Source organism: Kitasatospora sp. NPDC015120, assembly GCF_043080305.1.
Lineage (GTDB): Bacteria > Actinomycetota > Actinomycetes > Streptomycetales > Streptomycetaceae > Kitasatospora.
In genome coordinates this window covers 190354-214979 of the sequence record NZ_JBIBVJ010000005.1, presented here as the reverse complement: position 1 = coordinate 214979, position 24626 = coordinate 190354, and the positions used below count along the sequence as shown (strand labels likewise).

Genomic DNA, 24626 nt, shown 5'->3' with positions numbered 1-24626 from the left:
AGAAGGTAAAGGACCGGGAATCAGGCTCGTGGGGCACGGGCGGGCTGCTGCCGGTCGGGCGCGGTGATCCCGGGGTGGTGGAGGTCGAAGGCGGGCGACTCGGAGCGGACCCGGGGCAGGGTGACGAAGTTGTGCCGGGGCGGCGGGCAGGAGGTGGCCCACTCCAGCGAGCGCCCGTAGCCCCACGGGTCGTCGACGGTGACCTTCTCCCCGTACCGGGCGGTGTGCCAGACGTTGTGGAGGAACGGCAGGGTGGAGATCCCGAGCAGGAAGGAGCCGATGCTGGAGACCGTGTTGAGCGCGGTGAAGCCGTCGGAGGCCAGGTAGTCGGCGTACCGGCGGGGCATGCCCTCGGCGCCGAGCCAGTGCTGCACCAGGAACGTGGTGTGGAACCCCACGAAGAGGGTCCAGAAGTGGATCCGGCCGAGCCGTTCGTCGAGCATCCGGCCGGTGAACTTGGGCCACCAGAAGTGGAAGCCGGCGAACATGGCGAAGACGACCGTCCCGAACACCACGTAGTGGAAGTGCGCGACGACGAAGTACGAGTCGGAGACGTGGAAGTCGATCGGCGGCGCGGCCAGCAGCACGCCGGTGAGGCCGCCGAACAGGAAGGTGACCAGGAAGCCGACGGACCACAGCATCGGTGTCTCGAAGCTGAGCGAGCCCCGCCACATGGTGCCGATCCAGTTGAAGAACTTCACCCCGGTGGGCACCGCGATCAGCATCGTCATGATCGAGAAGAACGGCAGCAGCACCTGCCCGGTGACGAACATGTGGTGCGCCCAGACGGTGATCGACAGGCCGGTGATGGCGATGGTCGCGCCGATCAGCCCGGTGTAGCCGAAGATCGGCTTGCGGCTGAACACCGGCAGGATCTCGGTGATGATGCCGAAGAACGGCAGCGCGATGATGTAGACCTCCGGGTGCCCGAAGAACCAGAACAGGTGCTGCCAGAGCAGCGCCCCGCCGTTGGCCGCGTCGAAGACGTGGGTGTGGAAGCGCCGGTCGGCCTCCAGGCAGAGCAGCGCGGCCGCCAGCACCGGGAAGGCGAACAGCACCAGGACGGCGGTCAGCAGGACGTTCCAGACGAAGATCGGCATCCGGAACAGCGTCATTCCCGGCGCCCGGAAGCAGACGATCGTGGTGATGAAGTTGACCGAGCCGAGGATCGTGCCGAAGCCGGAGAGGGCCAGGCCCATGATCCACAGGTCGGCGCCGAGGCCCGGGGAGTGCTTCAGGCCGTTCAGCGGCGCGTAGGCGAACCAGCCGAAGTCGGCCGCGCCGTCCGGGGTGAGGAAGCCGTAGACGACGATCAGCGAGCCGAACAGGTACAGCCAGTAGGCGATCGCGTTCAGCCGGGGGAAGGCGACGTCGGGGGCGCCGAGCTGCAGCGGCATGATCCAGTTGGCGAACCCGGCGAACAGCGGGGTCGCGAACATCAGCAGCATGATCGTGCCATGCATGGTGAAGAGCTGGTTGAACTGCTCGGGCGAGAGCAGTTGCAGCCCGGGGCGGGCCAGCTCGATCCGCATCAGCATCGCCATCAGCCCTCCGAACAGGAAGAACAGGAAGGAGGTGGTGATGTAGAGGGTGCCGATCCGCTTGTGGTCGGTGGTGGTGAGCCAGCCGACCAGGGCCCGGCCGCGCCGACGGCGGGCGGCGCGGCGGCGTTCCGGCCGGGACGGGCGCGACGGGTGCGGGGGCTGCTGCTCCGCGGTGTCCTGCGGCGAGAGGGTCACGCGCTGCGCCTTCCGGGTCCGGGGCAGGGGTCGGACCACCAGTACCGGGCGGCCGGCCGCACCGGGCGGGGACGCGCGGGGAGGGTCACCCGAACGGGCGCGGCTCGGTTGCCCGGCACCGGCCGGGGCCGGACGGTCGAAGTCCGCACGTCTCTCCGCCCACCTGTCCGGGAGGGCCTGCCCGGCCCCGGTGCCCGGTCCTGGAGGAACCCATGAGCAGCACGTCGTCGACTCCCCCGCCGGAGGAGCCCCCGCCCTGGCGCCACGGCACCGGTCAGCCTGCGCCGCCGCCCTCGCACCACCGGTTCCGTGAGTGGGCGCCCGGCTTCGTGGTGTTCGCCGGTGTCCTGATGCTCATCAACGGCATCATGGAGGTGCTGCGCGGGATCATGGCGGTGCACGAGGACGAGGTCTTCCTGACCACCAACCGCTACGTCTTCCGCTTCGACCTCACCGGCTGGGGCTGGATCCACATCGTCGTCGGTGCGCTGGTCGCGGTCGTCGGCGCCTTCCTCCTCAAGGGCGCTCCCTGGGCGCGGTACGCCGGTATCGTCCTCACCGCGGTGAGCGCCGTCGACGGCTTCCTGGCGATGCCGTACTACCCGGGCTGGTCCATCGTGGCGATCGCCCTGGACGTCTTCATCATCTGGGCGCTGTGCGTCTACCGGCCCGCGGAGGCCGGTCACTGATCCCCGGCCGCCGCCGTGCCCGGCCCCGCCCCCGGCGCGGGACCGGGCACGGCGGCGTCAGGCGCGGGCCCGCTGGGTGAGCGCGATGCAGAGCAGCACCACCACCGCCGTCACGGGCGCGGCGGCCGGCAGTTCCTCGCCGAGCAGCAGCACCGACCAGACGAGCGTGATCAGCGGCTGGGCCAGCTGGAGCTGGCTCGCCCTCGGGACGCCGATCAGCGCCATCCCCCGGTACCAGACCACGAATCCGCCGAACTGCGAGACCGCCGCCGTGTAGAGCAGCCCGGCCACGGCCTTCGCGCCGGGGCCGCCGGACGGCAGCGGCTCGGTGGGCAGCGCCAGGGCCGTGGTCAGCGCGGTGACCGGCAGCGCGGCGACCACCGCCCAGCCGATCACCTGCCAGCCGGGCAGCTCCCGGGAGATCCGCCCGCCCTCCGCGTACCCGGCCGCACAGACCAGCAGCGCCGCGAACAGGAGGAGGTCGGCGAGTCCGGGCCGCCCGTGGCTCTGCACCAGGGTGAACCCGAGCACCGCGACGGCCCCGGCCAGCGCCGCACCCCAGAACAGCCGGGACGGACGGCGGCCGTCCCGGCGGGCGCGCACGGCGGCGAACGCGGCGGTGGCGGGCGGCAGCAGGCCGATGACGACCGCGGAGTGGGCGGTCGAGGAGGTGCGCAGCGCCAGCGTGGTGAGCAGCGGGAAGCCGAGCACGCAGCCGGCCGCGACCACCAGCAGGCCGGGCCAGTGCCGGCGCGCGGGCAGCGGGACGCGGGCGGCCGCGAGGCAGAGCGCGGCGAGCAGGCCGGCCAGCAGACCGCGCAGCCCGGTGGCCGTCCAGGGGCCGAAGCCGGTCAGGGCCCAGGCGGTGGCGGGGAAGCTGAAGGAGAAGGAGAGGACGCCCAGGGCGGCCAGTGCCGTGCCGGTGGCCCCCGCCGCGGCGGGGGCCGCGGCCGTCGCCGCCGTAGCGGGCCGGGCCGCTACCGTCGGGGAGGTGGTAGCGCTATCGTGTGCTCTCATGAACGAGCGTAGCAGTGTGGCCGAGCTCGCCGACAGTCTGCGCCGGGAGGTCGAGCGCTACCCGGAGGGGCGGAAGCTGCCGTCGAGCCGGGTGCTGATGGAGCGCCACCAGGTCAGCCCGGGGACGGTCTCCCGCGCCATCGCCGTCCTGGCCGCCGAGGGGCTGGTGGTCTCGCGGCCGGGCGCTGGGGTGTTCCGGGCAGCCGCCTTCGCGGGCGGTCCGGGCGCGGGGGTGCCCACCGCCGCCCGCCCGGGCGACCTCTCCTGGCAGGAGATCGCGCTCAGCACCGACACCGGCCCGCGCGACCTGCTGGCCGCCCCGGTCTTCGCCACCCTGCGCGTTCCGCCGCCCGGCGTCGTGGACCTCAACAGCGGCTACCCGCACGCCTCGCTGCTGCCCGAACGGCTGCTCGCCGCCGCCCTCGGCCGGGCCGGACGGCGGCCGGGCGCCTGGGAGCGCCCGCCCACCGACGGTCTCACCGAGCTGCGCGGCTGGTTCGCCCGCGACATCGGCGGCCACGGCGGGCCGATCGCCACCGGGGACGTCCTGATCACCTCCGGCGGGCAGGGCGGGCTCACCGTGGCGATGCGCTCGCTCGCCGCCCCCGGCGCGCCGGTCCTGGTGGAGTCGCCGACGTACTCCGGGATCCTCGCGGTCGTCCGGGCCGCCGGACTGCGGCCGGTCCCGGTGCCGGTCGACGCCGACGGGGTGCGCACCGACCTGCTGGCCGACGCCTTCGCGGCCACCCGGGCGCGGGTCTTCGTCTGCCAGCCGCTGTTCCAGAACCCGACCGGCGCGGTGCTCTCCCCCGGGCGCCGGGCCGAGGTGCTGCGGATCGCCCGGGCGGCGGGCGCGTTCGTCGTCGAGGACGACTTCTCCCGGCTGCTGGTCCACGCGGACGCCCCCGCGCTGCCGCGTCCGCTCGCCGCCGAGGACCGCGACGGGGTGGTGGTGCACCTGCGCTCGCTGACCAAGGCCGCCTCGCCCAACCTGCGGGTCGGAGCGCTCACCGCGCGGGGGCCGGCGCTCGCCCGGCTGCGGGCCACCCAGGTGGTGGACAGCTTCTTCGTGCCCCGGCCCCTGCAGGAGGCGACGCTGGAGCTGGTCGCCGATCCCGGCTGGGCCCGCCATCTGCGCGCCCTCGGCACCGAGCTGCGCGACCGCCGCACCGCCGCCGTCGCCGCCCTGCACCGCGAGCTGCCGGGCCTGCTCGGCACGTACCGGCCCGGCGGCTACCACCTGTGGCTGCGGCTGCCGGACGGCGTCGACGACGGCGCCCTCACCGCCGCCGCACTGCGGGCCGGCGTCCAGGTGACCCCCGGGCGCCCGTACCACGCCGCCGAACCCCCGGCCCCGCACCTGCGGCTGAGCTACGCGGCCGCCGAGAGCTCCGGCCAGGTGGTGGAGGGCGTGCACCGGCTGCGGCGGGCCTTCGAGGAGCTCACGGGCTGACGGGCCCCGGCCGCGCGCGGGCTACCGCCCGTAGCCGGCCATCCGCTCCAGCCGGGCGATCCGCTCGGCCATCGGCGGGTGGGTGGAGAACAGCTTCGCCCCGGCCTCGCCCGGCCGGAACGGGCTGGCGATCATCATGTGGCTGGCGGTCTGGATCTGCGGCTCAGGCGGCAGCGGCAGCTGCCGGGTGCCGGCGTCCAGCTTGCGCAGCGCGCTCGCCAGGGCGAGCGGGTCACCGGTGATCCGGGCGCCGTCGGCGTCGGCCTGGTACTCGCGGGAGCGGCTGACGGCCAGCTGGATCAGCGAGGCCGCGACCGGGCCGAGGATCATGATCGCGAGCATGCCGAACAGGCCCGGGCCGTCGTCGTCCTCGCTGCGGCCGAACGGGACCAGCCAGGCGAAGTTCACCAGGAACATCACCACCGAGGCGAGCGCCCCGGCCACCGAGGAGATCAGGATGTCGCGGTTGTAGACGTGGCTCAGCTCGTGGCCGAGGACGCCGCGCAGCTCCCGCTCGTCGAGCAGCTGCAGGATGCCGTCGGTGCAGCAGACCGCCGCGTTGCGCGGGTTGCGGCCGGTGGCGAAGGCGTTCGGGGCCGGGGTCGGCGAGATGTAGAGGCGGGGCATCGGCTGGCGGGCCGCGGTGGAGAGCTCGCGGACGATCCGGTACAGCTGCGGGGCCTCGATCTCGCTCACCGGGCGGGCGCGCATGGCGCGCAGGGCGAGCTTGTCGCTGTTCCAGTAGGCGTAGGCATTGGTGCCGAGGGCGACCAGCAGGGCGATCAGGAAGCCCGTGCGGCCGAAGAAGCTGCCGATCACCAGGATCAGCGCCGAGAGGCCGCCCAGCAGGGCGGCGGTCCTCAGTCCGTTGTGCCGGCGGTGCACGGCTGGCCCTCCAATGGTGCGTGGGGAAGCCCTTTCTGCCTCGTCCCTCCTGCCCGCTCAACGGGCGGGGACGGGGGCCTTGTTCCCTTGTGACCGGCGTGACACCCGGCCGGGTGACCGGGCCCGCACCGCCCGTCACCTCGGCACACGCCCCGCGGAGGGTCAGAACAGCGAGCCGCTGACCACCTGGAGGACCAGCTGCGGGGCCACCGAGAGCACCACCGCCGCCGAGGCGGTGAGCCCCAGGGTGGCGGTCAGCGACACCGGCAGGCGCCGCTCGGCGGCGGGGGCCGCGGCGGCCCCCTCCTGCGCCGGGGCGAAGAGCCGGGCGGTCCAGAGCAGGTAGTAGTACAGGGCGACGACCACATTGACGGCCATCACCACGGCCAGCCAGCCCAGACCGGCGTCGACGGCGGCGCGGAAGACCACCACCTTGCCGAACAGGCCGATCACGCCCGGGGGCAGTCCGGCCAGGCAGAGCAGGAAGAAGGCCAGCGCCAGCGCCGTCCAGCGGCTGCGCCCGAACAGGCCGCGGAAGTCGTCCACGCTGGTCCCGGCCCGGCGGCCGACCGCCGCCACCACGCCGAAGGCGCCGAGGTTGACCACGCCGTAGATCAGCGCGTACGCGGCGGTCGCGCCCAGCGGGTCCGTCCCGGTGGGCGCGTAGCCGGCCGCGGCCAGCGGCACCAGCAGGTAGCCGGCCTGGCCCACCGAGGACCAGGCGAGCAGCCGGACGGCGCTGAAGCGGGTGTCGAAGCGCTGGCGCAGCGCGCCCGCGTTGCCCACCGTCATGGTGACGGCGGCCAGCACCGCGAGCGCCAGGCCCCAGGTGTGCGCGTACGGGCGGAAGGCGATCGTGGTGGCCAGCGCCAGGCCGGCCAGACCGGCCGCCTTGCCGACCACCGAGAGGTAGCCGGCCACCGGCAGCGGGGCACCGGTGTAGGTGTCCGGCACCCAGAAGTGGAAGGGGACGGCGGCCACCTTGAAGGCGAAGCCGGCCAGGGTGAGCACGGCGCCCGCCTCGGCCAGCGGCTTCAGCTGCCCGGGCGCGTGCTCCAGGCCGGTGGCGACGGCGCCCAGGTGCAGGCTGCCGCTCGCCGCGTAGACGAAGCCGACGCCGAGCAGCATCACGGCGGTCGCGGTGACGGAGGAGAGGAAGAACTTCAGCGCGGCCTCGGCGCCCCGGCCGTCCCGGCGCAGCGCGACCAGGGCGAAGGCGGGCAGCGAGGCCACCTCCAGGGCGATCACCAGGGTGGCGAGGTCGCGGGAGGCGGGCAGCAGGGCGGCGCCGGTGGCGCTGGCGAGCAGCAGGAACCAGTACTCGCCGCGGGGCAGCTCCTCCTCGTCCACCGTGTGCGCGGACAGCAGCGCGGCGATCAGCGCGCCGCCGAGCGCGAGCAGCTGGAAGACCAGCGCGAAGTGGTCGGCGACGTAGGAGCAGCCGGCCGCGGCAGGGCCGCCGATCGCCGGAGTGTCAGTGGCCCCTGTTACGGTCTGCGCACAGAAGGTGGCGCGGGGTGATCCACCGGTGAGCGGGAGGAGCGAGATGAGCGCGAGGGCGAGTCCGGCGGCGGTGAGCCGGCCCAGCCACTTCTTGTGCTGCGCGGGCAGGAAGAGGTCGGTGACCAGCACGGCCAGGGCGGCCACGGCGGCGATCAGCGGGGGCGCGATCGCCACCCAGTCCACGGACTGGATCAGGCTGCCCGGGTTGGCGACGGCGAGGGAGGTCACAGTGGTCTGCCCCGTGGAGTGAGGTCCGAGTGCGGTGCCGAGCATGATCAGCCACCCCCGAGGAGGTGTTTGACGGCGGGGTCGGAGAGGCCGAGCAGCAGCGCGGGCCAGAGACCGGCGAGCAGGGTGAGGGCGGCCAGCGGCGTCCAGCTGACGGCCTCGTAGGGGCGCAGGTCGGCGAGCTCGGCCACCGGGGCGGGCTGCTTCGGGTCGCCCATGCAGACGCGCTTGACCACGATCAGCAGGTACGCGGCGGTGAGGAGGGTACCGAGGCCGGCCAGGACCATGTAGGTGACGAACGCGGGGCGCGACAGGCCGTCGGCCGGGTCGAACGCGCCGAACATCGCGAGCAGCTCGCCCCAGAAGCCGGCCAGTCCGGGCAGGCCGAGGCTGGCGACGGCGGCGAAGGCGAGCAGCGCGCCGAGCCGGGGTGCCCGTCCGTAGAGGGCGGCACCGGTGGCGCCGGAGAGGGTGTCGAGGTCCGCCGTGCCGTAGCGGTCCTTGAGCGCCCCGACGACGAAGAACAGCAGGCCGGTGATCAGGCCGTGGGCGATGTTGGCGAACAGCGCCCCGTTGACGCCGACCGGAGTGAGGGAGGCGATGCCCAGCAGGACGAAGCCCATGTGGCCGACGGAGGAGTAGGCGATCAGGCGCTTGAGGTCGCCCTTGGCGCCGCGCCGCGCGAGCGCGAGGCAGGCCAGCGAGCCGTAGACGATGCCGACCGCGGCGAACGCACCCAGGTAGGGGGCGAGCGTGGTGGTGCCGTCGGGCACGACCGGGAGGAGGACGCGGACCAGGCCGTAGGTCCCCATCTTCAGCAGCACGCCGGCGAGCAGCACGGAGCCGACCGTCGGGGCCGCCGTGTGCGCGTCCGGGAGCCAGCTGTGCAGCGGCCAGGCGGGGGCCTTGACCGCGAGCCCGATCATGATCGCCAGGGCGGCGGTCACCTGGGTGGTGTGGCTCAGGCCGGAGCCGTGGGCGGCGGCGAGGGCCTGCATGTCGAAGGTGCCCGCCCGGACGCCGACCAGCAGGAAGCCGAGCAGCATCACGGCCGAGCCGAGCAGCGTGTAGAGGATGAACCGGTTGGCGGCCGGTACCTTCGCCCCGCTGCCCCAGCGGGCGATCAGGAAGTACATCGGGATCAGCACGATCTCGAAGGCCAGGAAGAAGAGCAGGAGGTCCAGCACCGCGAAGGTGGCGAGCATGCCGACGTCGAGGAGGAGGAACAGCCCGGCGAAGGCCCGGGCCGAGGGCACCCCCTCGCCGGACGGCAGCCGCCGCTCGGAGTACAGCGCGCAGAGGAAGGTGAGCAGCGAGGTCAGGACGATCAGCGGCAGCGAGACGCCGTCCACGCCGAGGTGGAGGCGCACGCCGATCGCCGGGATCCAGGACACATCGGTGGTGGCCTGCATCCGGGCGGGCTCGTCGTGGTCGAAGCCGGCGGCCAGGACGACGGTGAGCACCAGGACGGCGCCGGTCACCACGGTGCTGAAGCGCAGCGCGCGGCGGTCGGCGGCGGCCGGGTCCGCGCCGAACACCGGCGCCAGGGTGAGCGCGGCGCCGAGCAGCGGCAGCACCAGGAGGGCGATGAGGACCGCGTTCATCGGGGGCTCCTGACGACCAGGGCGGCGGACGGGGAAGGGAGGTACGGCATCGGCTACACCGCCACCAGGACGGCCAGCAGGACGACGCCGGCGAGCAGCGCGCTGAGGTAGGTCTGCGCGTTGCCGGTCTGGGCGAGCCGCACGGCGCGGCCGAGCAGGCCCGCCCCGGCTCCGGCGCCGCGCACGTACGTCTCCACGACCTCGCGGTCGAGGAAGCGGACGAGCCGGGCGGCGGCCTCGACCGGGCGGACGAACAGCGCGCCGTAGAGCCGGTCGACGCCGAAGCCGTGCCGGGCCGGGCCGAACAGCGGGCCGAGCAGGGCGCGGCCGGGGTCGGCGACGACGGTCCCGTCGGCCGGGGCTCCGACCTGCCCGGGCACCCGGGCGGTGGCCGAGCGCCAGGCGCCGTAGGCCAGCAGCGCGCCGACCACGGCGAGGCCGGTCCCGATGACGGCGGTGACCGCGGAGGGCCGCAGCGAGCCGCCGTCCAGCAGCGCGGGCAGCCAGTCCGAGCGCAGGCCGGCGACGCCGAACCCGATGGTCGGCACCGCCAGCACCCACAGCGGCCAGCGCATCGCGGGCGGCTCGGCGACGGCCGGGTCGGCCTCGTCCAGCTCGGGCGAGTACGGGGCGCCGGCCTCGTGGTCGCCGACGACCGTGCCCCGGTCCGCGGCGGGCAGCACCGCGGGCGCCGCCGCGGCCGCGCCCGCCGGGCTGTGGAAGGCCACCAGGAACAGCCGGGCCGCGTACGCCGCCGTGAGCAGCGCGGTGAGGCCGGCCGAGATCAGCACGATCCAGCCGGCCGCCTGCGGCACGGCCGAGGCGGGGCCGAGGCCGTTGGTCAGCGCCTCGCCGTTGGCGGCGTGCTCGGCGGCGGTCAGCACCGCCTCCTTGCTGAAGAAGCCGGAGAACGGCGGCAGGCCGACCAGGGCGACCAGCGCGATGCCCATCGTCCAGTAGGCGTCCGGGACGCGCTTGCGCAGCCCGGGGATCCGGGACATCGCGGAGATCGAGTTGGTGTGCGCGGCGTGGATCACCACACCGGCCGCGAGGAACAGCAGCGCCTTGAACGCGCCGTGGCTGACCAGGTGGAAGACCGAGGCCTGGCGGTCGCCGGCGGCCAGCGCGCCGGCCATGTAGCCGAGCTGGCCGACGGTCGAGTAGGCCAGCACCCGTTTGAGGTCGTCCTGGGCGAGTGCGCAGAGCGCCGAGCCGATCATCGTCACGGCGGCCATCACCGCCAGCACGACCAGCGCCGCCCCGGAGAGCAGGAAGACCGGCAGCAGCCGGGCCACCAGGTAGATGCCGGCCGCGACCATGGTGGCGGCGTGGATCAGCGCGGAGACCGGCGTCGGACCGGCCATCGCGTCGGGGAGCCAGGTGTGCAGCGGGAACTGCGCGCTCTTGCCGGCCACACCGGCCAGCAGCAGCAGCGCGACCAGCGTCGGGTGGCCGAGCCGCCCCTCGGCGGCGGCCCGCAGCACGTCCTCGATCCGGAAGCTCCCGGCGTCGGCGCCGAGCAGGAAGATCCCGAACAGGAACGGCACGTCGCCGAGCTTGGTGACCAGGAAGGCCTTCAGCGAGGCGGAGCGGGCGTCCTCGGTCTCCCAGTGGTGGCCGATCAGGAAGTACGAGCAGATGCCCATGACCTCCCAGCCGACCAGCAGCACGACCAGGTCGCCGGAGTAGACGACCAGGAACATCGCCGCCGTGAACAGCGAGACCAGCGCCGCGTACGAGGGGTAGCGCGGGTCGTCCTTGAGGTACGCGGTCGAGTAGACCTGCACACAGGTGGCGACCAGGCCGACCAGCACCGAGATCAGCGAGCTGAAGCCGTCCAGGTGGACGGCGAGCGCGATGTCCGGACCGCCGGTCGGGGTGAGCCGGGTGGCGGCGTCCAGGGCCTGGCCGCTGCCCAGCTGGATCGCGACGACCAGGGCGAGCACCGCCGAGACGGCGACCGGCACGATCGCCAGCGGCCGGGCGAGGCCGGGCGCGCGCTTGCCGGCGGCCAGGGTGGCCGCCGCGCCGAGCGCGGGCAGCGCGGGGACGAGGGCGGGCAGGGCGAGGTTCATGCGGTGGCCCGGCCCTTCAGCGCCTCGGCTCCGGCCGGCGCCGGCTCGGTGCCGGCGGTCGGCTCGGCCGGATCGCCGAGCGCGGTGACCCGGTCGATGTCCGCGGTGCCCCGGGCCCGGAACAGCAGCAGGACGATGGCGAGTCCGAGGCCGATCTCGGCGGCGGCGACGGTGATGGTGAACAGGGTCAGCGCCTGCCCGGCGTGCAGCGAGTCGCGCAGCCAGGCGTCGAAGGCGACGAGGTTGAGGTTGACGGCGTTGAGCATCAGCTCGACGGACATCAGCACCAGGATGACGTTGCGCCGGGCGAGCACGCCGTAGACGCCGACGCTGAACAGCAGCGCGGCGAGGACGACGGGGTAGGCGAGGTGCATCAGCCCTCCTGCTCGGTGGTGGTCGGAGCAGTCGCGGGCCCGGCCCCGGACGCGGTGACGGGCGCGGGCGGCGCGCTCTGCGCGACCGTCCCGTTGGAGCCCACCGGCCGTCCGGCCCGGATCCGTCCGGCCCGCGGCGCCGGGACCTTCCGCCGGTCGCCGCGCGAGAGCACGATCGCGCCGACCAGCGCGGCCAGCAGCAGCACCGAGAGCGCCTCGAAGGGCAGCACCCAGGTCCGGAACAGGCTCGCGCCGGTCACCGAGGCGGAGCCGCCGCCCGCGCCGAGGTCGATCCAGGACGTCCGGAAGGCGTCCACGACCAGCGTCACCAGCGTGCCGGCCGAGGCCAGCGCGACCACCAGGGCGACCCAGCGGTTCTTGGAGTCGGCGTCCGGCGAGCGCCCGATCGGCGCCTTGGTGAGCATCAGCCCGAACAGCACCAGGACGACCACCGAGCCGAGGTAGATCAGCACCTGCACCCAGGCGATGAACTCGGCGGTGAGCAGCAGGAACTCCACCGCCAGCCCGCCGAGCGCGACGACCAGCCAGAGCGCGGCGTGCACCAGCTGCTTGGTGGTGACGGCGACCAGGGCCGAGCCGAGCACGGCGATGCCGACCAGCAGGAAGACGATCTCCACCCCGGTCGGGGAGAGGAACGAGCGCGCGGCCGGGTCCAGCGACCCGGTCGCGGCGAGCAGGGTGGCTGCGCCCTTCACGCGTCACCACCGTCCTCGGCCGCGTCCGGTGCCTCCGGTGCCTGCGGTGCCCCGGCAGCTTCGGCGGCCTCGGCGGCCGCCTTGGCCGCGGCGGCCACCAGCTTGTCGGCGGCCTTGCGCGCGGTGGCGATCTCCTTGGGCTCCTCGGCCGCCGGATCCAGCGCCGGCGGCACCGGCACCGTCCACATCCACTCCCGCAGCCGGTCCCGCTCGTGGGTCAGCTCCAGGATGTCGGTCTCCGCGTACTCGAACTCGGGCGACCAGAACAGCGCGTCGAACGGGCACACCTCGATGCAGATCCCGCAGTACATGCAGAGCGAGAAGTCGATGGCGAACCGGTCCAGCACATTGCGGGTGCGGGCACGCGCGTTCGGGTCGGCGGCCGGCAACGTCTCCTTGTGGGAGTCGATGTAGATGCACCAGTCCGGGCACTCACGGGCGCAGAGCATGCAGACCGTGCAGTTCTCCTCCAGCAGCGCGATCACACCGCGCGACCGCGGCGGAAGGCTCGGCTGGACGTCGGGGTACTGCGCGGTGACGCTCTTCCTCGTCATCGTCCGCAGGGTGACGGCCAGGCCCTTGGCCAGGCCCGCTCCGGGGAAACTCATGAGATCGCCACCTTGATGATGCCGGTGAGGGCCAGCTGGACGAGGGCGAGCGGGATCAGCACCGTCCACGCGAAGCGCATCAGCTGGTCCTCGCGCAGCCGGGGGTAGGTCACCCGGAGCCAGATCACCACGAAGGCCAGCGCGAAGGTCTTCAGCAGGGTCCACAGCCAGCCGAGCTGGTCCGGCAGCGGGCCGTGCCAGCCGCCGAGGAACAGCACCGCGGTCAGCGCGGAGACCACCAGGATGCCCGCGTACTCGGAGAGCAGGAACAGCGCGAAGCGCAGACCGGTGTACTCGGTGTACGCGCCGAAGATGATCTCGGAGTCGGCGACCGGCATGTCGAACGGCGGGCGCTGCAGCTCGGCCAGGCCGGCCGTGAAGAACACGAAGCCGCCGATCAGCTGCCACGGGATCCAGTACCACTCCCAGGCGTCCATGATCCCGGGCAGCGAGAGCGTCCCGGCGGCCATCGCCACGGAGGCGGCGGCGAGCACCATCGGCAGCTCGTAGGACATCAGCTGCGCGGCCGTCCGCAGGCCGCCGAGCAGCGAGAACTTGTTGGCCGAGGCCCAGCCGGCCATCAGCTTGCCGATCACGCCGACGCCCATGACGGCCAGGACGAAGAACAGGCCGGCGTCCACCGCCTGCCCGACGAAACCGCCCGGTCCGACCGGGACGGCCAGCAGCACCAGCAGGTACGGCAGCAGCGAGACGGCGGGCGCCAGCTGGAAGATCCGCCGGTCGGCGCCGGCCGGGACGATGTCCTCCTTCTGCGCGAACTTCACGCCGTCCGCGATCAGCTGCGCCCAGCCGTGGAAGCCACCGGCGTACATCGGGCCCAGCCGGCCCTGCATGTGCGCCATCACCTTGTGCTCGGTCTGGCCGATGACCAGCGGGAGGACGAGGAAGACGACCAGTGTGGCGACGCAGCGCAGCACCGTGTCGAACAGGTTCACGCGCCGTCTCCGTCCTGGCCGGCCGACTCGGCCGGCGGCGTCTCGCTCGTCTTCTCCTCGGCGGCCGGCTTCTCCGCGGCCGGTTCCTCGGCGGCCGGCTTCCCGGGCTCGTCGTGCGCCGGCACCGGGTGGTGCCACGGCGCGTCGGAGGACTGCGTCCGGGCCGGGGCCGGAGCCGGGGCGGCCTCGCCGGACGCCTGGCTCACCGATCCCTCGGAGACCGAACGCGTCCGCCGCGGCCGGTCCGCCCGCACCGCGGGCCTCTCCTCCGCGGCGGGCGCCGCCGCGGGCACCTCACCGGCCGCCTGACCGGCCGCCTCGCCGGATGCCTGGCTCGCCGACCCCTCGGAGACCGAACGCGTCCGCCGCGGCCGGTCCGCCCGCACCGCGGCGGCACCCTCGGCCCCGGCGGCACCCGCCGCGCCCGCGGCGGCCGCCCGCGGCGTCCGGGCCGCACCGGCGGCCCGGGCCCCGCGGGCCGGCCGCTCGGCGACCGGCGGCAGGGTGCCCTTCAGCGGTCCCCACTCGTTCGGGTCCGGCACACCGGCCGGCTGCATCTTGCGCCGCGCCGGCCCGTCGCCGTGGTCGGACTCGCCCGGCTCCTTGGCTCCCGGCCAGGCCTTGGCGACCCGCGCCGCGAGCACGAACTCCTTGCGCAGCGGGTGCCCCTCGAAGCCGTCCGGCAGCAGCAGGGTGACCAGGTGGGGGTGCCCGGGGAAGTCGATGCCGAACATCTCGTGCGTCTCGCGCTCGTGCCAGGCGGCCCCGGCGTACACCGTGACGGCGCTCGGCAGCGCGGCCGCGTCGCGCGGCACCCGGGTGCGCAGCGCCAGGTGGCGCACGCCCGGGGCGTCGACGGCGGCGAGGTGGGCGACCACCGAGAAGCCGTCGGCGAGCTCGTCGACGGCGCTGAGCCAGTCGAAGAAGGCGAGGCCCAGGGTGTCCCGGGCGGCGGTGAGCGCCTCGGTCCAGTGCTCCGCCGGCACGTCGACGGTGATCAGCCCGTACGCCTCGGCGCCGGTCGCCCACTCCCCGACCGACGCCGCGTACTGCTCGGCGGTGGTCACGAGACCCCTCCCTCAACGGAACCGGAACCGGCGGCACCGGCGGCACCGGGCCCGGCCACCGGCGGGCGCCGCAGCGCCGCGGCGGGCGCGGTGTAGCGGCCCGGCAGCGACTCGGCGGCGATCTTCTCCTGGAGCTTGAGGATGCCCTGGAGCAGTGCCTCCGGGCGCGGCGGGCACCCGGGCACGTAGACGTCGACCGGGATGATCTGGTCGACGCCCTTGGTCACCGAGTAGGAGTCCCAGTAGGGCCCGCCCGAGTTCGAGCAGGCGCCGAAGGAGATGACGTACTTCGGCTCGGGCATCTGCTCGTAGAGCCGCTTGACGGCGGGCGCCATCTTGTCGGTCACCGTCCCCGAGACGATCATCAGATCGGCCTGCCGGGGACCCGGCGCGAACGGGATCACGCCCATCCGGATGAAGTCGTGTTTGGCCATCGAGGCCGCGATGAACTCGATCGCGCAGCAGGCCAGGCCGAAGTTGAAGCACCAGAGGCTGTAGCGCCGTCCCCAGTTGAGGACGACCTTCACCGGGTCCGGGGCCAGCCGGGCCAGCGGGCCGATGCTCCGCCGCTCGACGGCGGCACCGGGGCGCGACGGGTCCGGCACGCCCAGCGGAACCGGACCGCCGGAGGCGCCGTGCCCGTGCGAGTGGGTGTGCGTCACGTCCATTCCAGAACGCCCTTCTTCCAGGCGTAGAGCAGTCCGACCGCGAGGAAGCCGATGAAGACGAACATCTCGACCAGCGTCCCGGCGCCGTACCCGGCGGAGGCGAAGACGGTCGCCCACGGGAACAGGTAGATCGCGTCGACCGCGAAGATCACGTACAGGAAGGCGTAGACGTAGTAGCGGATCTGGGTGTGGGCCCAGTCCTCCCCCACCGGGTCCACGCCGCACTCGTAGGCGAGGAGCTTCTCCGGCGAGTACACCACCGGCCGCAGCAGGCGGTTCGCGGTGAACGCCACCGTCACGAAGAGCACGCCGACGACGGCGAGCAGGCCCATCGCGGCGTACGCGTCGAAGTAGCCGCTGCCGGCCGCCGGGTCGGCCGCGGCCGAAGCCGCCCGCTGCCCCACCATGCCCTCGCCTCCACATCGGCCGCGGAACCCGCCCTCGGGCCGGTTCTACGACGTTCCTTTACATGCTCAATACCATCGCCAGTGCGTGAGTCTAAGTGCACGGCATGGGTACCCCGCATCCTGCCCGGTCCGCAAGACACCCGGTGGACAGCCGGTGGACACCGCACGCCCCGCCGGAGGCACCGCAGCCGGGGTGGGGATAACCCCCGCCCGGGGAGACGTATCACCCCCATGGCCCCGCCCGCCCCCGACCGGCCAAGCTAGGGGCACAGCCCGACCGGAGAAGGACGGTAGACCGAGATGAAGCGAACGGACGGCACGGCCGAGGGCGCCGGCCAGGAGCCGGCGACGGCCGCCGGGGCCACCCCGCTGTACGGCGCCCGGATGTGGCGGCAGGTCGGGCGGCTGCTGCTGAACCTGCCGCTCGGGATCGCCGGCTTCCTCTTCACGATCACGACGCTGTCGGTCGGCCTCGCCCTGTCGGTCACCGTGATCGGCCTGCCGCTGCTCGCCGCCGGGCTGGCGGGCTGCCGGTCGATGGGCGGCTTCGCCCGCGGCCGGGCCCGGGCGCTGTACGGCTCCGAGGTGCACGAGCCGGAGCCGGTGCAGCGCCGCCGGCCGGGCATCACCGGCTACGCGATCGCCCACCTGACCGACGCGCTGTCCTGGCGCTCGGCCCTCTACCACGTGCTGATGCTGCCCTGGGGCGTGCTGAGCTTCGCGCTGTCCCTGGTCTTCGTGCTGGTCGGCTGGCCGCTCCTGCCGTGGGCGGTCCGCGCCCAGTCGGCGGTGGACCGGATGCTGGTGGAGACCCTGCTGTACCCGGGCGCCCTGTCCGAGCGGGTCCGCGAGCTGGAGGACGACCGCGGCACCGTGGTCGACACCGCCGCCGCCGACCTGCGCCGGATCGAGCGCGACCTGCACGACGGCGCCCAGGCCCGGCTGGTGGCGCTGGCGATGGACCTCGGCATGGCCAAGGAGCGGTTGCAGGAGACCGAGACCCCGGAGGACGTGGCGGTCGCCGCGAAGATGGTCGACAACGCCCACGGCGAGGTGAAGCTGGCCCTCCAGGAGCTGCGCGACCTGGCCCGGGGCATCCACCCGGCGGTGCTCACCGACCGCGGCCTGGACGCGGCGCTCTCCTCGGTGGCGGCGCGCTGCACGGTGCCGGAGGGGGTCAAGGTGCACGTCGACCTGAAGGCCCGGGACGGCAGCACCGAGCGGCCGGACTCGGCGGTGGAGGGCATCGCCTACTTCACGGTCAGCGAGCTGCTGACCAACATCTCCAAGCACTCCGGCGCCCGCTCCGCCACGGTGGACGTCTGGCGGGCCGACGAGCAGCTGATGCTGCTGGTCCAGGACAACGGCAAGGGCGGCGCGGCCCCCTACCCGGGCAGCGGCCTGGCCGGGCTGGCCGAGCGGATCCGCGCGGTGGACGGGGTGTTCCTGGTGGAGAGCCCGCACGGCGGACCGACCACGGTGACCATCGAGCTCCCCTGGCGCACCCGCGCCGCCCGCCGCTGAGGCCGGCGCCACCGCCGGGTCGGCGACCCCCCTGGCCCGGACGGCGGGCGGCCCCGCGGAACCCTTGCGCGGTTGTGCGGGCCGCCCGCCGTCCGGGGGCTGGTGGGGTCAGGGCGTCTCCAGGGTGCCGAGGGTGACGTCGGCGCTGCTGCTCCGGCCGTCCCGGGTGTAGGTGACGGTCACCTTGCTGCCCGGCGCGAGCGAGGCCAGCGCGGTGGTGAGCGAGTTCAGCGAGTCGACCGCGGTGTCACCGATCCTGGTGATCACGTCCCCGGCCTGGAGGCCCGCCGAGCCGGCCGGGCCGTCCGGCGCGACGGCCACCACCACGGCGCCGGCCGGGCGGAAGTTCTGGTCGAAGTAGGTCCGGGCGGTGATCCCGAGGGCGGCCCGGCCGGAGTTGGTGACCTTGCCCTCCTTGATCAGCTGGTCGGCGATGCTGGTCACGGTGGACGCCGGGATGGCGAAGCCGATGCCCGGGGCGGCGGCGCCGTTGGACTCCGGCTCGGTGGCGGCCAGCGTGTTGATGCCGATCACCTGGCTGTCCAGGTTGACCAGCGCGCCGCCGCTGTTGCCGGGGTTGATCGCGGCCGAGGTCTGCACCATGTTGCCGATCACGGCGCCCGGCGAGCCCTGGGTGCCCGGTTCCGAGACGGTCCGGCCGGTGGCCGACACGATGCCCTGGGTGACGCTGCTGGAGAGCCCGAGCGGGCTGCCCATGGCGAGGGTGATCTGGCCGAGCTCGACCTTGGTGGAGTCCCCGAAGGCGGCGGGCTTGAGGCCGTCCGGCGGGCTGCTCAGCTTGATCACCGCGAGGTCGGAGTCCGGGTAGCTGGCGACCAGGGTGGCGTCCAGCGGCTTGGTGCTGCCGGCCAGGGTGACGGTGAAGGCGGTGGCGGTGCCGACCACGTGGGCGTTGGTGACGATGTCGCCCTTGTCGTCGTAGACGATCCCGGAGCCGAGGCCGCTGCCGGTGGTGATCTGCACCACGGAGGGCAGCACGTCCCTGATCACCCGCTGGTAGTCGGACTGGAGCTGGTTGGCCCCGCCCGGCTGGGCGGAGCCGCCGGTGGCCGCGGCGGTGACGGCCGGGGAGCCGCTCTGCGGTGAGGAGGAGTCCGAGGACGATCCGCTGCTGCACCCGGCCAGCGCGAGTGCGGTCAGCACGGCGAGGGTCCCCGGCGCGACCAGCCGCGCGCCGGACGTCCCGGGCCCGGTCGGGCGCGGTCCGGCCGGGATCGGACGGGTGGGCTCCTTCGTGCGGTTCACCGTGACGGCCTCCGGGTTCCTCAGCGCGCGGCCGCGGAGGGCCGCCCGAACGCGACGCAGAGATATTTGTCAGCATTTCACCGAAATGTCCGGGTCTCCGGCTCCGACGCGCCCACGGCACCGGCGCGAAATCCCCACGCCCTAGGATTCGGCCATGACTTGGTTGATCACCGGCGGTGCCGGATACATCGGCGGGCACGTCGTGCAGCAGCTCCTCGACGCGGGCGAGCGCGTGGCCGTCCTGGACGACCTGAGCACCGGCGACCGGACCCGGCTGCCCGAGGGGGTCGCCCTGGTCGAGGGGTCGACCCTGGACCGCGCCGCGCTGGACGCGGCCATCCGCGAGCACCGGGTGGAGGGCGTCCTCCACTTCGCCGCCAAGAAGCAGGTGGGCGAGTCGGTCGAGCAGCCCTTCCTGTACTACCGCGAGAACATGATCGGCCTCCAGACCGTCCTGGAGGCCGCGGCCGAGGGCGGCGTGAAGCGCTTCCTCTTCTCCTCCTCCGCCGCCGTCTACGGCATGCCCGACGTCGACCTGGTCACCGAGTCGACCCCGTGCGCCCCGATGAGCCCGTACGGCGAGACCAAGCTGGCCGGCGAGTGGCTGGTGGCCGCGGCCGGCCGGGCCCACGGGATGTCCACCGTCGCACTGCGCTACTTCAACGTGGCCGGCGCCGCCTCGCCGGAGCTCTCCGACGCCGGGGTGTTCAACCTGATCCCGATGGTCTTCGAGCGGCTCACCGCCGGCCGGGCCCCGCGGGTCTTCGGCGACGACTACCCCACCCCGGACGGCACCTGCGTCCGTGACTTCATCCACGTCTCCGACATCGCCTCCGCCCACGTGGCCGCGGCGAAGCGGCTGGCGGCCGACCCGGCCGGGGAGACCTCGCTGGTCCTCAACATCGGCCGCGGCGAGGGCGTCAGCGTCCGCGAGATGCTGGACGTGATCGGCAAGGTCACCGGGTACGACACCACCCCCGAGATCACCCCGCGCCGGGCCGGCGACCCGGCCCGGGTGGTCGCCTCGGCCGAGCTGATCCACCGCGAGCTGGGCTGGACCGCCCGGCACGGCGTGGAGTCCATGGTCGCCTCGGCCTGGGAGGGCTGGTGCAGCCGCCACCCGGAGGCCCGGAAGTAGCGCGCCCGCGGCGGGAGCCCCGGGCTCCCGCCGCCCGCCCCCCGGGTCAGTGCGAGGGCACCGCCGTGCCGTAGAAGGCGTCCAGCGCGTAGACGCAGCGGTCCTTGCTGCCGACGAAGACCTTCCCGCCGACCGCCACCGGTGAGCCGGTCAGCTCACCCTTGGTGCCCAGCTCCCAGCGCAGCTGACCGCTGGCCAGGTCCACGGTGTGCAGCGAGTGGTCCCGGCTGCCGAGGTGGACCAGCCCGTCCGCGACCGCCGGGGAGCCGACGATCTCGCCGCGCGCGGTGTACCGCCAGCGCTCCCGGCCGCTGCCCGCCTCGAACGCGTACAGCACCTCGCCGCTGCCGACCAGCACCATGCCGTCCCCGACCACCACCGGCTCGGCGCCCTGCCGGGTGCCGGTGACCGCGCGCCAGCGGTCCCGGCCGGTGGCCGCGTCCAGCGCGTACACGGTGCCGAGGTAGTCGGCGACGTAGACCGCGTCGCCGTCCAGCGCCGGCGGGGTGAAGAGCACCACCGGGGCCTCGAAGCGCCAGCGCTCGGCCCCGCTCGCCGCGTCCAGCGCGTACACCCGGGTGCCGGCCGTCACGTACAGCACGCCGGAGCGCTCGACCGGGCGGGAGGGCACGTCCTCGCCCACCAGGACCGACCAGCGCAGGCCCGCGCCGCGCGGGTCCACGCAGCGCAGCCGCCGTCCGCCGTAGTAGTACGCCGAGCCGCCCACCAGGGCGGGGCCGGACTGCGGGTTCTCGAAGTCCTGCTGGGCGTCGTCGGCGCGCCACAGCTCGGCCCCGGTGGCCGCCGAGCGCAGCTGGACGCCGCCGCCCCGGACGCCGCAGCAGAGCACGCCCTCGGCCGCGTCCAGCGAGTACACCCAGCCGTCCAGCGAGTGCCGCCAGCGCTCGGTGCCGTCCGCGACGTCCACCGTGTACAGGTGCGGGCCGTCGGCCGCGTGCACCCGGCCGGCGTCCACCGCGAGGGCCCAGGCGACGTCCCGGGTCTTGTAGCGGCGCTGCCCGGAGGCGATGTCCAGGGCGTGCACCTCGAAGCTGGAGACGAACAGGGTGCCGTCGGCGACCACCGGGGTGCCCCAGACCTCGTTGGACATCCGGAACCGCCAGGGGCGCCAGCGGGCGGCCCGGGCCGGGGGCGGGGTGATCCGCCGGACCCAGTCGGTCTCGGCGGGCGGCGCGCCGGGGCCGGCCTGCTCCGCGCGCGGCCCCGGCCCTATCCGGACCGAGGCGCCGGGCAGCCGCACCTCGTCGCCCTCCCCGGCGGCCGGCCGGCGGTGCCGGCTGGGGGCGGCCAGCTTCTCGGTGGCGGCCTCGGTGTCCGGTCCGGGGGCCCGGGTGTGCACCGGGCCGGCGGGCGGGGCGTGCCCGGCGACCGCCCGGGTGCGCGGGTCGTCCTGGACCGGGTGCGGCTGCGGAGCGGGCTGCGGTGCCGGCTGCGGCGGGACGGCCGGCGGCGGCTGGCGGCGGCCCCGCTTGTGCTCGATGAGGGCGAGCGCGTCGGGCGGCAGCCAGTCCCCGGCCTCGCCCGAGGCGTCGTCCCGGGAGAACAGGTGCGGGGCCAGCTCGGCCTGGATCTGCTCCGGGGTCGGCCGGTGCTCGGGCGCCGGCCGCATGCAGGCGCGCACCAGGTCGACCAGCTCCACCGGCAGGCCGGACAGGTCGGGCTGGTCGCGCAGCAGCTGGAAGACCGTCTCCACCGGGTTGGCGCCCCGGTACGGCGGGTGGCCGGTGGCACAGAAGACCAGCAGCGAGCCGAGCGAGAAGACGTCGCTGGCGCCGGTCACGCCCCGGCTGTCCCGGGCCTGCTCCGGCGACATGTACGCCGGGGTGCCGACCGCGACGTTGGTCATGGTGAGCCGGGTGCTGGAGACCCCGGCGGCGATGCCGAAGTCGATCACCCGGGGGCCGTCCTCGACCACCAGCACGTTGGACGGCTTGAGGTCGCGGTGGACCAGCCCGGCGGCGTGGATGGACTGCAGGGCCTCGGCGATGCCGGCCACCAGCCAGCGCACCGCCCCGACCGGCAGCGGCCCGCACTCGGTGACCAGGTCCTCCAGGGACGGCGCCGGGACGTACGCGGTGGCCAGCCAGGGCACCCGGGCGTCCGGGTCGGCGTCGACCACGGCCGCCGTGTAGAAGCCGCCGACCGTCTTGGCGGCCGCGATCTCCCGCGCGAAGCGGACCCGGAACAGCTCGTCCTCGGCCAGTTCCCCCCGGACCGTCTTGATCGCCACCCGCCGGCCGGCGGGCGATCGCGCCAGGTAGACCAGGCCCATGCCGCCCGCCCCGAGCCGCCCCAGCACCTCGAAGGGCCCGATCCGCCTCGGATCGTGCGCCGTCAGCTGGTCCACCCGCTGCCACCTCCCCGTCTTGAGCACCGCCCGCGGGTGCCGGACACCCGCCGCGTGGTGCCGGACCCGATTCTCCAATGCCGCCCGGTGCATCTCCAACCTCCCCCGCCCAGAGCGGTGTCCGCCCGGCGGGAGGCTCCACCGCCCGGTCAGCGGCTCCGGAACGGCCGGATTCTGACGTCCGATCCGGCTCCGGCTTGCGCCCGACACGCCCGGGAGTCCTGGGAGGGGCAGGTCACACCGCCGATCGCGTCGTCACGCTCCGTTACTCGATAACCCCTCAGCGAAGGGTTCGTCACCCTGTGGGGTCGGCGGTGCACGGGGGGGCGTCAAGGGGGGCCGCGAGGGCCGAATGAATATCCCTCGGAAGCGTCCCGGACGGCTATACCAACCCCCGGGCGGAGTAATTGTCACATCACCGAATCGCGCCAAGATCGGGCCACGGTAAGCTGACGGCATGACAGGACAAGTTCGCACCGTCGACGGTCGCGTCGCCGGGCGACGCGGACAGGAGACGCGGCAGAAGCTGCTCGACTGCCTCCGCGAGATGCTCAGCACGTCGCCCTATCGGGACGTCAAGGTCATCGACGTCGCCCGTATGGCGGGTACCTCCCCCGCGACCTTCTACCAGTACTTCCCGGATGTCGAGGGCGCCGTCCTCGAAATCGCCGAGGAAATGGCCAAGGACGCCGACACGCTCAAAGAGCTGGTGGCCGGAAAGTCCTGGGCAGGGAAGTCCGGCACGGCCACTTCGGAAGAACTGGTCGACGGATTCCTCGCCTTCTGGCGCAAGAACGACGCCATTCTCCGCGTGGTCACGCTCGGTGCCGCCGAAGGGGACAAGCGGTTCTTCAAGATCCGCATGACCGTCCTCAACGCGGTCGCCAAGCCGCTCACGGAGGCCGTCAAGGAACTCCAGGCGAAGGGCCAGGCCGACAAGTCGCTGGATCCGGCCGCCGTCGCCGGGTCGCTGGTCTCGCTGCTCGCCTCGGCGGCCGAGCACCAGAAGGCCTTCACCTCCTGGGGCGTCAAGGTCAAGGACCTCAAGCCCAACCTCGCTCCCCTGGTGTACCTGGGCGTCACCGGCAAGAAGGCGCCCAAGTAGACCGATCCGCTCCGACCCACCTTCCGCTTCGCGTGCGCCCCGGCCTCCTGTCCGGGGTACGACGGACGGCGGCCGTGTCCTCGGGGGAGGTCCGCCGGCGGTCCGCAGCACGCCATGACACGCCTGTGGGCGGTCACCCTCGTCGGGTGACCGCCCACAGGCACGGCGGGGGGGCGGAAGGGCGGCCGGGGCCGCCCCCGGGGGCCCCAGGAGCCCCGGGAGCCTCAGGGGCAGCGGACGACCTGCCCGGCGTAGGCCAGGCCGCCGCCGAAGCCGAACAGCAGCACCGGGTCGCCGGGCGACAGCTCGCCGCGCTCGACCAGCTTGGAGAAGGCCAGCGGCACGGAGGCCGCCGAGGTGTTGCCGGACTCCACGACGTCCCGGGCCACCACGGCGTCGGTGACCCCGAGCCTGGTCGCGATGGCGTCGATGATCCGCAGATTGGCCTGGTGCGGCACGAAGCCCTTCAGCTCGGAGGGGTCGATCCCGGCCCGCTCGCAGGCCTGGCGGGCCAGCGGGGCGATCTGGGTGGTCGCCCAGCGGAACACCGACTGGCCCTGCTGGCTGATCACCGGATCCCATCCGGTGATGACCACGGCATCGCCCTTCTCCGGCTCCGAGCCCCAGACCACCGGGCCGATCCCCGGCTCGGCGCCCTCCTCCTGGGCCTCGACCAGCGCCGCGCCGGCGCCGTCGCCGAAGATCACGCAGGTCGAGCGGTCGGTCCAGTCGAGGGTGTCCGACATCCGTTCGGCGCCGATCACCAGGGCCGTGCGGGCCGCCCCGGCGCGGATCGCGTGGTCCGCGGTGGCCAGCGCGTACGAGAAGCCCGAGCAGACCGTGTTGATGTCGTAGGCGGCCGGCGCGCGCACCCCGAGCCGGGCGGCGACGGCGGCGGCCGTGTTGGGGCTGCGTTCCACCGCGGTGCAGGTGGCGACCACGACCAGGTCGACCTCGGACGCCGGCCGGCCGCTGTTGGCCAGCGCCTTCTGCGCCGCCTCGGCGGCGAGGTCGACGACGGTCTCGCCCTCCGCGATGTGCCGCGTCCGGATGCCCACCCGGCTGCGGATCCACTCGTCGTCGGTGTCGACCAGCTTCGCCAGGTCGTCGTTGGTGAGGACCTTGGGGGGCTGGTAGTGGCCGAGTGCCACGATGCGCGAACCGCTCATACTGCCAACTCAACCCGGTTACCCGCTGGTCAGCGGGTCGCGACCGGCTACAGGATCCACGCCGGGA

General features: G+C 74.1%; 21 protein-coding genes. 5 read left to right on the top strand and 16 right to left on the bottom strand.

What is annotated here, in order from left to right; genetic code table 11:
• Positions 1–20: 20 nt before the first annotated feature.
• On the bottom strand, positions 21–1739 hold the full coding sequence (ctaD, locus tag ACF1AK_RS15140; protein WP_391499245.1) for a cytochrome c oxidase subunit I: 1719 nt from the start codon (positions 1737–1739) through the stop codon (positions 21–23).
• A 212-nt stretch (positions 1740–1951) separates the two neighbouring features.
• Between ctaD and ACF1AK_RS15135 the strand changes: the two genes are divergently transcribed.
• Positions 1952–2428 (top strand): hypothetical protein, encoded by a 477-nt coding sequence (locus ACF1AK_RS15135; RefSeq protein WP_391499244.1) that lies wholly within the window; start codon positions 1952–1954, stop codon positions 2426–2428.
• Positions 2429–2485: 57 nt separating this feature from the next.
• Here the strand turns inward: ACF1AK_RS15135 and ACF1AK_RS15130 are convergent, their stop codons facing one another.
• Positions 2486–3445: a DMT family transporter gene (locus tag ACF1AK_RS15130; RefSeq protein WP_391499243.1), complete on the bottom strand. Its 960-nt coding sequence runs from the start codon at positions 3443–3445 to the stop codon at positions 2486–2488.
• Between ACF1AK_RS15130 and ACF1AK_RS15125 the strand changes: the two genes are divergently transcribed.
• Positions 3444–4898: a PLP-dependent aminotransferase family protein gene (locus tag ACF1AK_RS15125; protein ID WP_391499242.1), complete on the top strand. Its 1455-nt coding sequence runs from the start codon at positions 3444–3446 to the stop codon at positions 4896–4898. The two genes, ACF1AK_RS15130 and ACF1AK_RS15125, sit on opposite strands and share 2 nt — an antisense overlap.
• Positions 4899–4919: 21 nt before the next feature.
• Here the strand turns inward: ACF1AK_RS15125 and htpX are convergent, their stop codons facing one another.
• The 11 genes from htpX to ACF1AK_RS15070 all read right to left on the bottom strand — a co-directional run bounded on the left by htpX (position 4920) and on the right by ACF1AK_RS15070 (position 15989).
• On the bottom strand, positions 4920–5783 hold the full coding sequence (gene htpX, locus ACF1AK_RS15120) for a zinc metalloprotease HtpX (RefSeq protein WP_391499241.1): 864 nt from the start codon (positions 5781–5783) through the stop codon (positions 4920–4922).
• Between the two features lie 162 nt (positions 5784–5945).
• On the bottom strand, positions 5946–7514 hold the full coding sequence (locus tag ACF1AK_RS15115; protein ID WP_391499240.1) for an NADH-quinone oxidoreductase subunit N: 1569 nt from the start codon (positions 7512–7514) through the stop codon (positions 5946–5948).
• A gap of 47 nt (positions 7515–7561) precedes the next feature.
• Entirely contained in the window at positions 7562–9118 is a 1557-nt protein-coding gene (locus ACF1AK_RS15110; RefSeq protein WP_391499239.1) for a NuoM family protein, read from the bottom strand.
• A 53-nt stretch (positions 9119–9171) separates the two neighbouring features.
• Positions 9172–11193, bottom strand: a complete 2022-nt coding sequence (locus tag ACF1AK_RS15105) for an NADH-quinone oxidoreductase subunit L (RefSeq protein ID WP_391499238.1) — start codon at positions 11191–11193, stop codon at positions 9172–9174.
• Positions 11190–11567: an NADH-quinone oxidoreductase subunit NuoK gene (gene nuoK / locus ACF1AK_RS15100; RefSeq protein ID WP_391499237.1), complete on the bottom strand. Its 378-nt coding sequence runs from the start codon at positions 11565–11567 to the stop codon at positions 11190–11192. Before nuoK ends, ACF1AK_RS15105 begins: the two co-directional genes overlap by 4 nt.
• On the bottom strand, positions 11567–12283 hold the full coding sequence (locus ACF1AK_RS15095) for an NADH-quinone oxidoreductase subunit J (protein ID WP_391499236.1): 717 nt from the start codon (positions 12281–12283) through the stop codon (positions 11567–11569). Before ACF1AK_RS15095 ends, nuoK begins: the two co-directional genes overlap by 1 nt.
• Positions 12280–12891 (bottom strand): NuoI/complex I 23 kDa subunit family protein, encoded by a 612-nt coding sequence (locus ACF1AK_RS15090; RefSeq protein ID WP_391499235.1) that lies wholly within the window; start codon positions 12889–12891, stop codon positions 12280–12282. Before ACF1AK_RS15090 ends, ACF1AK_RS15095 begins: the two co-directional genes overlap by 4 nt.
• Entirely contained in the window at positions 12888–13847 is a 960-nt protein-coding gene (gene nuoH, locus ACF1AK_RS15085; protein WP_391499234.1) for an NADH-quinone oxidoreductase subunit NuoH, read from the bottom strand. Before nuoH ends, ACF1AK_RS15090 begins: the two co-directional genes overlap by 4 nt.
• The gene (locus tag ACF1AK_RS15080; RefSeq protein WP_391499233.1) at positions 13844–14914 is read right to left on the bottom strand and encodes an NADH-quinone oxidoreductase subunit C; all 1071 of its coding nucleotides are present in this window, start codon (positions 14912–14914) and stop codon (positions 13844–13846) included. Before ACF1AK_RS15080 ends, nuoH begins: the two co-directional genes overlap by 4 nt.
• Entirely contained in the window at positions 14911–15582 is a 672-nt protein-coding gene (locus tag ACF1AK_RS15075) for an NADH-quinone oxidoreductase subunit B (RefSeq protein WP_391499232.1), read from the bottom strand. Before ACF1AK_RS15075 ends, ACF1AK_RS15080 begins: the two co-directional genes overlap by 4 nt.
• Positions 15573–15989 (bottom strand): NADH-quinone oxidoreductase subunit A, encoded by a 417-nt coding sequence (locus ACF1AK_RS15070; RefSeq protein WP_391499231.1) that lies wholly within the window; start codon positions 15987–15989, stop codon positions 15573–15575. The genes ACF1AK_RS15075 and ACF1AK_RS15070 overlap by 10 nt, the downstream gene beginning before the upstream one ends.
• Positions 15990–16289: 300 nt before the next feature.
• On the opposite strand from ACF1AK_RS15070, the gene ACF1AK_RS15065 reads away from it, so the two are divergent.
• Positions 16290–17513, top strand: a complete 1224-nt coding sequence (locus ACF1AK_RS15065) for a sensor histidine kinase (RefSeq protein ID WP_391499230.1) — start codon at positions 16290–16292, stop codon at positions 17511–17513.
• A gap of 108 nt (positions 17514–17621) precedes the next feature.
• On the opposite strand, the gene ACF1AK_RS15060 is transcribed toward ACF1AK_RS15065, so the two are convergent.
• Entirely contained in the window at positions 17622–18749 is a 1128-nt protein-coding gene (locus tag ACF1AK_RS15060; protein ID WP_391499459.1) for a S1C family serine protease, read from the bottom strand.
• Between the two features lie 184 nt (positions 18750–18933).
• On the opposite strand from ACF1AK_RS15060, the gene galE reads away from it, so the two are divergent.
• Complete coding sequence (galE, locus tag ACF1AK_RS15055) at positions 18934–19917, top strand: UDP-glucose 4-epimerase GalE (RefSeq protein WP_391499229.1); 984 nt, start codon at positions 18934–18936, stop codon at positions 19915–19917.
• Positions 19918–19963: 46 nt separating this feature from the next.
• Here galE and ACF1AK_RS15050 read toward each other — a convergent pair whose 3' ends face one another.
• A complete protein-coding gene (locus tag ACF1AK_RS15050) occupies positions 19964–22285 on the bottom strand; it encodes a PQQ-binding-like beta-propeller repeat protein (RefSeq protein ID WP_391499228.1) in 2322 nt (773 codons plus the stop codon).
• 457 nt (positions 22286–22742) lie between these two features.
• On the opposite strand from ACF1AK_RS15050, the gene ACF1AK_RS15045 reads away from it, so the two are divergent.
• The gene (locus ACF1AK_RS15045) at positions 22743–23390 is read left to right on the top strand and encodes a TetR family transcriptional regulator (RefSeq protein WP_266311629.1); all 648 of its coding nucleotides are present in this window, start codon (positions 22743–22745) and stop codon (positions 23388–23390) included.
• A gap of 224 nt (positions 23391–23614) precedes the next feature.
• On the opposite strand, the gene ACF1AK_RS15040 is transcribed toward ACF1AK_RS15045, so the two are convergent.
• Positions 23615–24559, bottom strand: coding sequence for a beta-ketoacyl-ACP synthase III (locus ACF1AK_RS15040; RefSeq protein WP_391499227.1), 945 nt, complete (start codon positions 24557–24559; stop codon positions 23615–23617).
• Positions 24560–24626: the final 67 nt, after the last annotated feature.